Here is a 13,442-nt window from a genome sequence, read left to right on the forward strand (position 1 = left end):
CGCGTGAATGGACCATTCACCAGCCCAGACGGGTGTGAATGGTCCATTCACTCAATACGGGTGACGATCTACGGCGTCGGCATACCACCGTTGACGTTCAGTGTGTCGCCGGTGACGTAACCCGATTCGGCCGACGACAGATAGACGTACGCGCCGGCGATCTCGGCGGGCTGCCCTGCGCGTCCGAGCGGTGTTTCCTTGCCGAATTCCGGCAGTGCCGAGGTCGGCTGGCCGCCGGCTGCCTGCAGCGGTGTCCAGAACGGTCCCGGCGCAACGACATTGACGCGGATTCCCTTCGGTGCCAACTGCTGTGCGAGGGCCTTGCTGATGGTGTTGATGGCCATCTTCGTGGTCGCGTAGTCCACCAGTCCGGGTGACGGTGTGTATGCCTGGATCGAGCTGGTGTTGACGATGGTGGAGCCGGCGGGCATGTGCGGCACCGCTTCCTGGATGATCCAGAACAGTGCGTAGACGTTGGTTTTGAACGTCTGATCGAATTGCTCGGACGTCAGGTCGGCCAGATCTTCGACGAACTGCTGCTTACCTGCGACGTTGATCAGCAGGTCGAGGCCACCGAGCTCGTCGACGGCAGTGCGCACGATGCCGCGCGCGGCCTGCTCGTCGGTGAGATCTGCCGGTGCCAGGACTGCGGTGCGGCCGGCGTCGCGGATCAACTGTGCAACCTCCTGCGCGTCCTTCTCTTCTGCCGGTAGGTAATTGAGAACCACGTCGGCGCCCTCGCGTGCGATGGCGATCGCTGCTGCTCGTCCGATTCCGGAATCGGCCCCGGTGATCAAGGCCTTGCGGCCGGTGAGGCGTCCGGATCCGCGGTACGTCTGCTCACCGTGGTCGGCGAGGGGCTGAAGATCTGCGGCCAGGCCGGGCGGATCCTGGTGCTGCTCCGGGAAGCCGTCCTGGCGGTACTGCGTGACGGGGTTGGTGAAGGTGTACTGATCGCTCACTGTGGAATCGTCTCCGAATACGGTGAAATGCGTGAAGAACCTCTGCTTGATTCCGTGTATCTCACGCATGCCCCGAACCGGTCGGCCACAAACTGTGACCGACCGGACCAGCCCTACGAAAGACTCAGGGCAGAATCGCGTCGACGTAGCCGCCGTCGACGCGTAGAGCGCCACCGGTGGTCGCAGAGGCCTGCTCGGAGCTCAAGTAGACGATCATGTTGCCGATCTCCCTCGGCTCGATCAGGCGTCCGATGAGCGATTGTGGCCTGTGCTCCTTCATGAACTGCGCCTGCGCCTCGTCCCAGGGGAGGTCGTCGCCGACGAGCTCGCCGACGAACTTCTCGACGCCCTCGGTGTGGGTGGGGCCCACGATCACGGAATTGACCGTGACTCCGCTTCCTGCAGCAGCTTTCGCGAATCCACGGGTCACTGCGAGTAGTGCGGTCTTCGTCATTCCGTAGTGGATCATCTCCTCGGGAATCACGACCGCGGAATCGCTGCAGATATTCTGGATTCGGCCCCAGCCCGCCTCGGTCATCGCCGGCAGATACGTGCGGATCAGCCGGATTGCCGAGAGTACGTTCACCTCGAAATAGCGTCGCCATTCGTCGTCGTCGATGTCGAGAGCGGGTTTGGCTCCGAAAATACCGAGGTTGTTCACCAGAATGTCGACCACCGGCACCTTCGCGAGCAACGTCTCGACTCCGTCGGCCGTCGCGAGATCGGCAGCGACGACGATCACCCGCGCACCGGGCACTGCCGTCAGCAACTGTTCCTCGGCCGAATCCAGCGCCGACTCGCTGCGGCCGTTGAGGACCACGCGCGCACCGGCGCGGGCCAATTCGGTGGCAATCGCCAATCCGATGCCCTGACTGGAGCCGGAAATCAAAGCGGTGCGGCCGTCGAGATCGATGTTCATGAAGCCTCCCAGAGTTGTGGAACGACTCCAGTGTGCGCCTTTCGAAGACGTGAATGGTCCATTCACCGGCCCTGACGGGGGTGAATGGACCATTCACGCAGAAGCGGGCGGGGGACTACTACGAATACGAGTAGAAACCCTTACCGGTTTTGCGACCCAGCATTCCGGCGTCCACCATGCGCTGCAGCAGCGGCGGCGGCGCGTAGTGCGGTTCGCGGAACTCCGCGTACAGCGACTCTGCGACCGCGAGGGTGACGTCGAGGCCGACGGTGTCGGTCAGACGCAACGGTCCCATGGGGTGTGCGCAACCGTTGACCATGCCCTCGTCGATGTCCTCGGCGCTGGCGAAGCCGGACTCGAGCATGCGGATGGCCGAGACCATGTACGGGATGAGCAGTGCGTTGACGATGAATCCGGCGCGATCTCCGGCGCGAATCGTCTTCTTGCCCAGCGTGTTTCCGGCGTAGTCCGTCACCGCTGCGACAGTTTCCTCGCTGGTGAGCAGGCTGACGACGATCTCCACCAACGGCAGTACCGGCACCGGGTTGAAGAAGTGCACGCCGACCACCTTGTCGGGACGCTTCGTCGCGTTGGCCATCTTGATGACCGGGATCGACGAGGTGTTCGTGGCCAGGATTCCCTCGGGCTTGACGAGGGAATCGAGCTTGCCGAACAGGTCCAGCTTGAGCGACTCGATCTCCGGTGCTGCCTCGACCACGAGATCGCGGTCCGCGAAGTCGTCGATCTCGAGTGTCAACGTGATTGCAGCGCGGGCCTTCTCGGCTGCGTCGGCTTCGATGCGACCGGACTTGACGGCGCGAGCGAAGGACTTGTCGAGGCGAGCCTCTGCGGCGTCGGCCGTCGCCTGGCTCGTTTCCAGGATCAGTACGGAACTGCCGGAGCGAGCACACATTTCGGCGATGCCGGCACCCATGGTGCCGCCGCCGATGACGCCTACGAGGTTGATGTCGCTCATTTGAGCAGCGCCCGCGACATGACGACACGCTGAATCTGGTTGGTGCCCTCGTAGATCTGGGTGATCTTCGCGTCGCGCATCATGCGCTCGACCGGGAAGTCGGTGGTGTAGCCGGCACCGCCGAAGAGCTGCACGGCGTCGGTGGTGACCTCCATGGCCACGTCCGAGGCGAAGCACTTGGCAGCCGCGGAGATGAACCCGAGGTTCTTCTCGCCGCGCTCGGCGCGGGCTGCGGAGCTGTAGACCATCAGGCGGGCGGCTTCGACCTTCATCGCCATGTCGGCGAGCATGAACTGCACTGCCTGGAAGCTCGAGATCGAGGTGCCGAACTGCTTGCGGTCCTTGGTGTATGCGATGGCCGCGTCGAGGGCACCCTGTGCCAGGCCGACGGCCTGTGCGCCGATGGTGGGGCGCGTGTGGTCGAGTGTTTCCAGCGCAGTCTTGAAGCCGGTACCGGGCTCGCCGATGATGCGATCGCCGGAAATCTTGCAGTTCTCGAAGTACAGCTCGGCGGTGGGCGAACCCTTGATGCCGAGCTTCTTCTCCTTGGGGCCGACGACGAATCCCTCGTCGTCCTTGTGCACGATGAACGAGGAAATGCCGTTGGCACCCTTGTCGGGATCGGTCACGGCCATGACGGTGTACCAATCGGACTTGCCGCCGTTGGTGATCCAACACTTGGAGCCGTTGAGGATCCAGTCGTCACCATCGGCCTTGGCCCGGGTGCGCATGCTCGCCGCGTCGGATCCCGCTTCGCGCTCGGACAGGGCGTACGACGCCATCGCGCCACCGGCGAGGGACGGCAGGACCTGCTTCTTGAGTTCCTCGGAACCCTTGAGGATCAGGCCCATCGTGCCGAGCTTGTTCACCGCAGGGATCAGCGAGGACGAGCCGCAGACGCGTGCGACCTCTTCGATGACGATGCAGGCAGCGACGGAATCGGCACCCTGGCCGTCGTATTCCTCGGGAACGTGGATGGCGTTGAAGCCGGAAGCGTTGAGCGCTTTGAGTGCTTCCTCGGGGAAGCGGGAGTCCTCGTCGACCTCTTTGGCGTACGGAGCGATCTCCTTCTCCGAGAGCGCCCGGATGGCTGCGCGCAGTTCGTTGTGCTCGTCGGGCGATTGGTACAGATCGAAGTCGGGATTTCCGGCCATGTCGGCCACGCTCCTCGGTGTGTCGGGGGTGGCACTGCCCACGGAGGGCACTCAGTGCCAAGGATTGCCCCAGTGTACGTCCGAAACCGGACCCGTTCAAGACCGGGTCTCCGGCATCCGGCACTCAGTGCCATCGAGTCGGGTACGTCAGGTGCTTGTGTGATCGGCCAAGGCGTCGACGACTTTGCTGACGGACGTGCCCCGGGGGAACGACGCGACGACGATCTCACCGAAGAACTGCGCGCGCACTTGCGCGAGTGCCGAACGCAGATCCTCCACGGACGTCGGGAGGCCGTCGCGGATCATCCGACGAAGGATGTAGTTGTGCGTCGCGGTCACCGTGGCCGAGAACTGCAGGATCTCGAGGTGAGGGTGATCGGGCAGAACACGCTGCAGATAGTCGACGAAGAGTCTGTCGTAGCGAAACACGGTGACGATTTCTCGATCGCGCAGTGCGGGGATCTTGTGCACCACCTGGTAGCGCAGGCGCGACATGTCCTGCCAGTCGGAAAACCGCTCGTACACCAACTGCGCGGCGTCGCACACGGCCCGCCAGGGATCGCCCTCGTTCGCGACCAGGAATGCGTCGGCCTGCTCGAGCAGTATTTCGTGATCGGCGAAGACGACGTCTTCCTTGGCGCGGAACTGACGAAAGAATGTCCGACGCGAGATGCCTGCGGCACCGGCGATGTCGTCCACCGTCGTCGACTCGTAGCCCTTGACGGAGAACAGGTCGAGGGCCGCCGTGGCCACGGTGAGCCTGAAGTCGGTGGATTCTTCGGGGTCTCCGCGCATGGGAGTGAAGGTAGCCGAGTTTCGGGACGGGCAGGGAGGTCGTCCACTTCGGTCTGTTGATTGCTAGTGTTCGCAAGTAGCCTGCTGCGCGGTGGCGGGTGTCACGGGAGGACTTCATGGCCACGGATTCGAGCCGGCCGCTCTACAGAATGAAAGCCGATTTCTTCAAGACGTTGGCGCATCCCGCGCGTATTCGCGTGCTGGAGTTGTTGAGCGAGCGTGAGCACGCCGTGTCCGAGATGCTTCCGGAAATCGGCATCGAGCCGGCCAATCTGTCTCAGCAGTTGTCCATCCTGCGGCGCGCCGGTCTCATCGAAGGCACGCGGGAAGGCCTGTCGGTGTCCTACACGTTGACGTCGCCGAAGGTGGCCGACCTGTTGGTCGTCGCGCGGGAAATACTCACGGGAGTGGTGGCCAACCAGGCCGAGCTGCTGGACGGCGAGTCCGGAGCACGTACCTGACTCGACGGCCCGGGATGGTCTGGCTCACGTCCCTGTTCACCTGATTCATTACTTGCTAAACTTAGCAAGTAGCTCGATCAGGATCGATGAGTTCTCAGAAAGCGTCACATGTCCGAACCGACGAAACCTTCCCGCACGACCGACGCCGTCAGGGCTGTGACCGCGCTGCTGCCCAGGTGGAGCGAGTGGAAACCGGCCTTCCGCGCACCCGGCGCGGATCTGCTGGCCGGCCTGATCGTGGCACTGGTGGCGTTGCCTCTGGCACTCGGCTTCGGCGTCAGCACCGGGCTGGGTGCGGCGGCGGGTCTGACCACGGCGATCATCGCGGGAGTCGTCGCCGCGGTGTTCGGCGGATCGAGATTTCAGGTGTCCGGGCCGACCGGTGCCATGACGGTGGTGCTCGTGCCGATCGTCGCCGAGTACGGGCCGACCGGAGTGCTCGCCGTCGGGCTGATGGCCGGAATCATTCTGCTGGCGCTCGCCGGTGCAGGCGTCGGACGAGCCGTCCGATACATGCCGGCACCCGTCATCGAGGGGTTCACCGCAGGCATCGCCGTCGTCATTGCGCTGCAACAGGTTCCGTCGGCCCTGGGTATCACCGATGCCGAGGGCGAGAAGGTATGGCAGTCCGCGTTCGACGCGGTGCGCTCGTTCGTCTCGAATGCGAGCGTTCTGACGCCCGCCGTGGCCGTCACGGTCGCGATCGTCATGCTGGTCGGCGGCCGCTTGGCTCCGAAAATCCCGTTCTCCCTTGTTGCGGTCGCCGGAGCAACGGTGGTCACTCAGTTGTTCGACCTCGACATCGCCCGCATCGGCACCATTCCGTCGTCGTTGTCCGCCCCGAGCCTGAGCTTCTTCCACCTCGGTGACGTGACGGCGTTGTTGGCACCGGCGTTCGCCGTCGCTGCGCTGGCTGCACTGGAATCGCTGCTGTCCGCGACCGCGGCGGACTCGATGGGCGTCGGCCCGCGGCACAATCCCGACCGTGAACTGTTCGGGCAGGGACTGGCCAACATCGCCGCGCCGTTGTTCGGCGGGATCCCCGCCACCGGTGCCATCGCCCGTACTGCCGTCAACGTTCGGTCCGGAGCGCGCACCAGGCTCGCCGCGCTCACCCATGCGGTGATCCTCGCCGCCATCATGTATTCCGCCGCGGGCTTGGTGGCCGACATTCCCCTCGCGGCTCTGGCCGGGGTGCTCCTGGCGACGACCGTGCGAATGGTCGAAACAGCCTCCATCCGAGCAATTTCCCGCGCCGGTCGCGGCGACACCGTGGTGATGGCGTCGACCTTTCTCGTCACGGTTCTGTTCGATCTGGTGACGGCTGTGGCGGTCGGCGTCGGGTTCGCTGCGGTGCTGGCACTGCGCGCCGTCGCGCGATCGGCCACGGTCGAGCAGGTACCGCTCGATGCACTCGACGCGGTCTCGAAGGAAGAAGAAGGCCTGCTGCGCGAACACATCGTCGCCTACCGGATCGACGGTGCACTGTTCTTCGGAGCTGCGCACAGCTTCCTGCTCGAGCTCGCCGACGTGTCGGACGTGAAAGTGGTGATCCTGCGCATGTCGCGAGTGACCACCATCGATGCCACCGGAGCTCTGGTCCTCAAGGACACGATCACCGAACTCGAACATCGCCGCATCACCGTCCTCATCTCCGCAGCCAAACCCGAACACCTGCGTCCGCTGACGGCGCTGGGCGTGTTCACCACCAAGGACGACGAAGCGCGCCGTGTTTTCGAGACCACGCCGCAGGCCATCGCCTACGCGCGCACGTTGGTGACCGAGGCAACCGCGCCTCGCGGGTAGGGTCGTAGATCACACTTGCGTAGGAAAGGACCCGCTCACCGTGGCTCTCGTTGCCGGAATCGACTCCTCCACCCAATCGTGCAAAGTCTTCGTTCGTGACGCCGAGTCGGGGGAGTTGGTCCGCCAGGGGCGAGCCGCCCATCCCGACGGTACCGAGATCGACCCGCAGCGATGGAAAGATGCGCTCGACGAGGCTATCGCTGCCGCGGGCGGACTCGACGACGTGGACGCGGTGTCGGTGGGCGCGCAGCAGCACGGCATGGTCTGCCTCGACGACAACGGATCCGTGGTCCGTAAAGCCCTGCTGTGGAACGACACTCGATCGGCGCAGGCCGCGACGGACCTGGTGTCCGAGTTGGGCGAAAAAGAAGGCACCGACGGCGGGCAGGCCTGGGCCGACGCCGTCGGAGTGGTTCCGTTGGCTTCGATCACCGTCGCCAAGTTGCGATGGCTCGCCGACCACGAGCCCGAGAACGCCGATCGCACTGCGGCGGTGTGCCTTCCGCACGATTGGCTGAGCTGGCAGCTCGGCGGGGCATCAGGGCTCGACGCTCTGGCCACCGATCGAGGCGACGCCAGTGGCACCGGATACTTCTCCGCGGCCACTGGCGAATATCGAACGGATCTGCTGCAGTTCGGTTTTCGGGGTCGTAACCCACTGCTGCCCCGCGTGGCTGCGCCGAACGAGGCGATAGGCCGCACGTCGGGTGGGGCACTGATCGGGCCGGGGACCGGAGACAATGCCGCGGCAGCCCTCGCCCTCGACGCTCAGCCCGGCGATGTGGTGGTCTCGATCGGCACGTCGGGTGTCGTATCTGCCGTGACCTCGGTTGCGGCCGCAGACGGTTCGGGTCTGGTCGCCGGATTCGCCGACGCCACCGGCCGGCAGTTGCCGTTGGTGTGCACTCTCAACGCTGCTCGCGTCCTCGATGCGACAGCGCGGATGCTGGGCGTCGATCACGACGAACTGTCGCGGTTGGCGCTGTCGACGACGAGCGACGGTGTGGTGATGGTGCCGTACTTCGAGGGCGAGCGCACCCCCAATCGTCCCGATGCATCCGGTGCGATTCATGGCCTGCGACTGAACAATTCGACACCGGGCCACCTCGCGCGCGCTGCCGTCGAGGGACTGCTGTGCGGTTTGGCCGACGGTATCGACCATCTGCGTTCGCAGGGGGTCGAGACGAAGCGGGTGCTGCTCATCGGCGGCGGCGCGAAGTCCGCTGCATTGCGCGAGTTGGCCCCGGCCATTCTCGGCGTTCCGGTGATCGTGCCCGAGCCGGGTGAATACGTCGCCGACGGTGCCGCGCGCCAGGCGGCGTGGACACTGGCCGGGACCAGCGAGCCGCCGACCTGGGCGCAGGCAAAGTCGAAGACATACGAGGCCGACCCGACCCCGGCGGTGCGGGAGCGCTACGCCGAGTATGCGGCTGCGCCGCAGTGGCGTGGTTGAGTGCCGCAGAGGGCACTTAACCGCACCACTGCGCGTAGCGCACTAGGGAATCAGACGCGCATCTCGGTATCGCTGAATCACCGAGGCAATGGCATCCGGGGTGGATCGGAAGCCGAGGAAACCGGCCTTCTTCGACTTGTTCATGTCGGTCAGGCATTCCATGTCGCGGCCGAGGTCACCGTCGGTGTGCCACCACGACGCCAGGCGGGAGACATCGCTTTCGACCAGATCGTGCTTCTCGGCGATGCGCTTCCATGTTGCGGCCGCGTCGGACATGCGGGATTCGAGCGGACGCGGCTCGCTGTCGTAGCCCTCGGGCTCGACGCCGAAGTGCGCGGCGAACTGCGGCCACAGCCAGCGCCAGCGGAAGACGTCACCGTTGGCGATGTTGAACGCCTCGTTGTGCGCGTTGTCATCGGTCGCAGCCCACACCATCTGCTCGGCGAGCAGGTCCGCGTCGGTGAGGTCGGTGAGCCCGTTCCACTGGGTCTCGGAACCGGGGAAGACGAACTTCTCGCCGAGCTCCTTGCAGATCGACGCGTACACGGACAGCGTCAACATCATGTTCATCGCGTTGCCGACCGCGAATCCCGAGATGGTGTGGGCGCGGTGCACGCTCCAGCCGAATCCGAACTTCTCGGCCCCGGCGAACAGTTCGTCTTCCTGGGCGTAGTAGAAGTTCGGGGTGTCGAGGCGATCCTCGGTCTCGTGGAACGGCGTCTCGGCCATCACTGCCTCGCCGTAGGCGTCGAACGGCCCGAGGTAGTGCTTGAGGCCGGTCATCAACGCGACGTGCTTCACCGAGTCGAGGGGGCCGAGCACGTTCAGCACGTTGCGTAGCGTCGCCGAGTTGACCTCGATGTTCTCCTGCTCGGAGTCCTTCTTCATCCATGCGGTGAAGAACACGACCTCAGGGCGCAGGTCCGTCAGCGCCTCCTCGAGCGAGGCCGGGTCGAGCAGATCGGCGGCCACACCGATGACGCCGTCGACCGGAGTGCTGCCACTACGGCTGAGTCCGTACGTGTCCCAGCCTGCGTCGAGAGCAACGCGGCACAGAGCTTGTCCGGAGATGCCGGTGGCACCGACGATCAATGCGCGGGTGTTGTTCGTAGTCATCGACACCGACTACCCGATCGACGCGTTCCGACACGAGATGGCGATTCAACTCACTATTTCGTGAGTTAGGCGAGCGCCGACACCTGCTGGACAACGAGCACGAGCGCGCCGACGGCGGAGACGGTGATCGCGGCGATGCGCAGCCGTCGACGATCGAGGACCTTGTTGACCACCCGGGAGAGCAGGAAACCGAGAATCGTCGCCGGGGCCAGGAACACGAACAGCGTTGCCGTATGGGCATCCACCGCGCCGGCGACCGCGAGTACCGCCAGCGAAATGATCGAGCCGACGAGAAAGAAGCAACTCATGGTGCTGCGCAGCTCGGCCCCGGTGTTGCGTTGCCACACCAGGGCCATCGGGGGTCCGCCGATCGAGGTGGCCGTTCCCAGAATTCCCGACGCGGCCCCGGCCATCACCAGATTTCGTCTGTGCGGCAACGGGACCCAACCGAAGGACGTCAGTGCGACGCCGCCCAGCACCACCAGCGCCAGCAGGATGGCCAGTCCGCGCTCGGGCAACAGCACGAGCAGTAGTGCGCCCACCACCGAACCGGGTAGCCGACCGGCCAGCGCCCACCCTGCACCCGAGAGGTCCAGGGCAGTGCGATCACGAATCAGAACGAGCACACTGACCACGACGGCCAGCATGATGAGCGTCGCCGGGATCAGGCCGGGGTCCACGATCGCCACGATGGGCGCGGCGAGCATGCCCATCCCGAATCCGATGGACGCCTGCATCGCTGACGCGAAGAAGATGGCCAGGGCGACGACGACGAATCCGGTGACGCTCAGGTGTGTCGCCATCACGTCCCGGCGGCGACGAGGCCGAGATTGCCTGCGACGAGGGGATAGTGGCATTCGGCGATGTGATCGGCCTCGTCCGCGTCGAGCGCCACCGGGGGTGCCTCACTGGCACACAGGTCGGTTGCCTTCCAGCAGCGCGTGCGGAAACGGCATCCCGACGGCGGATTCAGCGGCGACGGTACCTCGCCCTTCAGCAGAATCTTCGTCCCGCGGTTCGACGCGTCAAGAGTGGGTGCGGCCGACATCAACGCCGCGGTGTACGGGTGGGCGGGACGCTCGAATACTGCCTCGGTGGCTCCGGATTCGACGATGCGGCCCAGGTACATCACCGCAACACGGTCGGCGACGTGCCGCACGACCGACAGATCGTGCGAGATGAACACGTAGGAGATGCCGAGTTGCTTCTGCAGATCGTTGAGCAGGTTGAGCACCTGCGCCTGTACCGAGAGATCGAGTGCAGAGACCGGCTCGTCGCAGATGATCACGTCGGGGTTCAGCGCCAGCGCCCGCGCGATGCCGAGGCGTTGGCGCTGACCACCGGAGAACTCCTGCGGGAAGCGGTTCTCGTCGCTCGGGCGCAGGCCCACCAGGTGCAGCAGTTCGCGGACCCGTGCCGAGCGATCGCGGCGAGTCTTGTACAGGCCCTTGTGGGTTCGCCATGGCTCGCCGATGATGTCGCCTGCCGTCATGCGTGAGTTCAGGGAACCGTACGGGTCCTGGAACACCATCTGCACGCGTCGACGCCACGCGAGTAGTTCCTTGCCGCGCAGCGCGAACGGATCGATGCCGTCGAAGGCGACCGTGCCCGAGTCGGGTCGTTCGAGCATCATCAGGGTGCGCGCGAGAGTGGATTTGCCGCAACCGGATTCACCCACCAGCCCCAGGGTCTCACCGCGTCGCAGATCCAGGTCGATGGCGTCGAGGGCACGGAGCTTGCCGCGGCCGACGTCGAAGGTCTTGTTCAGACCGCGCACGGTCAACAGTTGCTCAGACATGGCTGGTTACCTCGTTCGGGAAGTGGCAGGCCGACATTCGACCGGTACCGACGGATTCGAGCGGCGGGCGAGCACTGATGCAGATGTCGCGGGCCAGGGGGCAGCGGGCCTGGTACACACACCCGTCGGGAATGGAATGCAGGTCCGGTGGCGTGCCGCCGATCGACTTCAGATCCTCACCGCGGACGGCGTGGACCGGCACCGAGTCGAGCAGTCCCTTCGTGTACGGATGGCGCGGTTCACCGAACACCTCGGACACCGGTCCGGTCTCGACCACGTTGCCCGCATACATGATGGCGACCCGATCGGCCTCCTCGGCCACCAGCGCGAGGTCGTGGGTGATCAGCACGACGGCCATGTCGTGTTCGGTACGTAATTCCTTGAGCAGAGCCATGATCTGGGCCTGGACCGTCACGTCGAGCGCGGTGGTGGGTTCGTCGGCCAGCAGTACCGACGGACTCAGTGCCACGGCCATCGCGATCAGCAGACGTTGGCGCATACCGCCGGAGAACTGGTGTGGGTACGAGTCCGCGCGTGATTCGGGCTCGGGAATTCCCACTCGGGTCATCAGCGCGATGGCTTCCGCGCGTGCTTGCTTACCGGACATACCCCGGTGAATCCGAAATGGTTCGGCCAGTTGGGTTCCGACGGTATAGACGGGATTGAGGGCCGTCAGTGCGTCCTGGAAGACGATGGCCAGTTCGGTGGCGGCGATGGTGCGCCGCACCTTGGTCTTGGCGGTGACCAGGTCCACCTCACCCATCTCCACCGAGCCGCCGGTGATGTCGGCGATCGGCTCGAGCAATCCGACGATGGCCTGTGCCGTCATGGACTTACCGCAGCCCGATTCACCGAGCAGAGCGAGGGTTTCACCGCGTCGGGCGGTGAAGGTGACGTTGTCGACAGCGCGAATGACGCCGGACGGAGTCCGCAGATCGACGGTCAGTCCGCGAACGTCGAGGGCGACGCTGCCGGTGTCGGGTCGCTGTGGTGCGGTTGCCGGTGCGCTCATGAAACGACCTTTCGTACGGGGAGCAGGCGAGACCGCTTGGAGCGGGGGACGTTGAGTCGCCACCGCTGCGCCGGATCGGTGGCGATACGGGCCCAGGCAGCGAGAACGGTGGCCGAAACGGTGGTGAGCACGATGGCCAGACCGGGGAAGAACGAGAGCCACCAGGCGGTCTGCAGGTAGGTACGGCCCTGCGAGACCATCAGGCCCCAGGAGACGTCGGGCGGCTGAATGCCGATGCCCAGGAAGCTCAGTGACGATTCGGCGAGAATGACGAAGCAGAAGTCCAGGGTCGCGACGGTGAGCAGGGTCGGGAGCAGAATCGGGGCCACGTGCCGTCTGATCACCGATCCGCTCTTCGCACCGAACGTACGGGCGGCATCCACGAACAACCGACTCTGCAGTTCCGCGGACTCGGCGCGGGCGGTGCGCAGGTAGATCGGAATGCGCGTGACAGTGAGGACCAGAACGATGTTCGCGGCACTGGGCGAGAAGACGTAGAGCACCACGACGGCCATCAGCAGCGACGGGAAGCTGAGGATCACGTCGGCGACGCGCATGGCCGCGGTCTCACGCCAACCGCGATGGAAGCCGGCCCACATGCCGATGAACGAGCCGATGATCGCCGAGAGGATCACGGCCGGAATAGCCACCGAGAGTGTGGTTCTGCTGGCCACGATCAGCCGGGCCAGCATGCTGCGTCCCAGCGGATCCGTGCCGAGGATGTTCATCCACCCGGTGTCGAGGGTGAACGGCGGCAGATTCGAGCGGTCCAGATCCTGATCGGTGGCAGCGTCGCCGACGAGCATCGGGCCGAAGATCGCGGTGAGGAAGACCAGTACCAGAATCGCGGCGGCGACGGTGGCGACCCTGTCGCGCAGCAGCAGCTTCCACAGCGGGGCCGACGCCTTGCGGGCTTCCACCGGAACCGACGGTGGAACATCCTCGGGCTCGGATGTTTTCGGTGCTTCGAAGTCGAGTGACATGTTCTTA

At 65.1% G+C, this 13,442-nt stretch carries 13 protein-coding genes; 3 read left to right on the top strand and 10 right to left on the bottom strand.

Annotation, left to right across the window (positions count from 1 at the left end):
* Nucleotides 1-68: 68 nt before the first annotated feature.
* From QM615_RS08270 to QM615_RS08290, 5 genes are all read right to left on the bottom strand, one after another.
* On the bottom strand, nucleotides 69-1,031 hold the full coding sequence (locus QM615_RS08270; protein ID WP_082898694.1) for a glucose 1-dehydrogenase: 963 nt from the start codon (nucleotides 1,029-1,031) through the stop codon (nucleotides 69-71).
* A gap of 55 nt (nucleotides 1,032-1,086) precedes the next feature.
* The gene (locus tag QM615_RS08275) at nucleotides 1,087-1,881 is read right to left on the bottom strand and encodes an SDR family NAD(P)-dependent oxidoreductase (protein ID WP_149406916.1); all 795 of its coding nucleotides are present in this window, start codon (nucleotides 1,879-1,881) and stop codon (nucleotides 1,087-1,089) included.
* 118 nt (nucleotides 1,882-1,999) lie between these two features.
* Entirely contained in the window at nucleotides 2,000-2,848 is an 849-nt protein-coding gene (locus QM615_RS08280; protein ID WP_283347283.1) for a 3-hydroxybutyryl-CoA dehydrogenase, read from the bottom strand.
* Nucleotides 2,849-2,853: 5 nt separating this feature from the next.
* Nucleotides 2,854-4,011, bottom strand: coding sequence for an acyl-CoA dehydrogenase (locus QM615_RS08285; RefSeq protein WP_149406918.1), 1,158 nt, complete (start codon nucleotides 4,009-4,011; stop codon nucleotides 2,854-2,856).
* A gap of 147 nt (nucleotides 4,012-4,158) precedes the next feature.
* Nucleotides 4,159-4,806: a TetR family transcriptional regulator gene (locus QM615_RS08290; RefSeq protein WP_149406919.1), complete on the bottom strand. Its 648-nt coding sequence runs from the start codon at nucleotides 4,804-4,806 to the stop codon at nucleotides 4,159-4,161.
* A 116-nt stretch (nucleotides 4,807-4,922) separates the two neighbouring features.
* On the opposite strand from QM615_RS08290, the gene QM615_RS08295 reads away from it, so the two are divergent.
* From QM615_RS08295 to QM615_RS08305, 3 genes are all read left to right on the top strand, one after another.
* Entirely contained in the window at nucleotides 4,923-5,267 is a 345-nt protein-coding gene (locus QM615_RS08295) for an ArsR/SmtB family transcription factor (protein WP_149406920.1), read from the top strand.
* 108 nt (nucleotides 5,268-5,375) lie between these two features.
* Nucleotides 5,376-7,073, top strand: a complete 1,698-nt coding sequence (locus QM615_RS08300) for a SulP family inorganic anion transporter (protein ID WP_149406921.1) — start codon at nucleotides 5,376-5,378, stop codon at nucleotides 7,071-7,073.
* Nucleotides 7,074-7,113: 40 nt separating this feature from the next.
* Nucleotides 7,114-8,526 carry a xylulokinase gene (locus QM615_RS08305; protein ID WP_149406922.1) on the top strand — a complete coding sequence of 471 codons (1,413 nt, stop codon included), beginning with the start codon at nucleotides 7,114-7,116 and terminating at the stop codon, nucleotides 8,524-8,526.
* A 42-nt stretch (nucleotides 8,527-8,568) separates the two neighbouring features.
* Here QM615_RS08305 and QM615_RS08310 read toward each other — a convergent pair whose 3' ends face one another.
* The 5 genes from QM615_RS08310 to QM615_RS08330 form a co-directional block, all read right to left on the bottom strand.
* On the bottom strand, nucleotides 8,569-9,642 hold the full coding sequence (locus QM615_RS08310; RefSeq protein ID WP_149406923.1) for an SDR family oxidoreductase: 1,074 nt from the start codon (nucleotides 9,640-9,642) through the stop codon (nucleotides 8,569-8,571).
* A 65-nt stretch (nucleotides 9,643-9,707) separates the two neighbouring features.
* The gene (locus tag QM615_RS08315) at nucleotides 9,708-10,445 is read right to left on the bottom strand and encodes a sulfite exporter TauE/SafE family protein (protein WP_149406924.1); all 738 of its coding nucleotides are present in this window, start codon (nucleotides 10,443-10,445) and stop codon (nucleotides 9,708-9,710) included.
* A complete protein-coding gene (locus tag QM615_RS08320; RefSeq protein ID WP_149406925.1) occupies nucleotides 10,445-11,440 on the bottom strand; it encodes an ABC transporter ATP-binding protein in 996 nt (331 codons plus the stop codon). Before QM615_RS08320 ends, QM615_RS08315 begins: the two co-directional genes overlap by 1 nt.
* The gene (locus QM615_RS08325; protein WP_149406926.1) at nucleotides 11,433-12,452 is read right to left on the bottom strand and encodes an ABC transporter ATP-binding protein; all 1,020 of its coding nucleotides are present in this window, start codon (nucleotides 12,450-12,452) and stop codon (nucleotides 11,433-11,435) included. Before QM615_RS08325 ends, QM615_RS08320 begins: the two co-directional genes overlap by 8 nt.
* A complete protein-coding gene (locus QM615_RS08330; RefSeq protein WP_149406927.1) occupies nucleotides 12,449-13,435 on the bottom strand; it encodes an ABC transporter permease in 987 nt (328 codons plus the stop codon). The genes QM615_RS08325 and QM615_RS08330 overlap by 4 nt, the downstream gene beginning before the upstream one ends.
* Between the last annotated feature and the right edge of the window lie 7 nt (nucleotides 13,436-13,442).

Origin of the sequence: Rhodococcus sp. IEGM 1341 (genome assembly GCF_030056895.1) — a bacterium.
Taxonomy (GTDB): domain Bacteria; phylum Actinomycetota; class Actinomycetes; order Mycobacteriales; family Mycobacteriaceae; genus Rhodococcoides.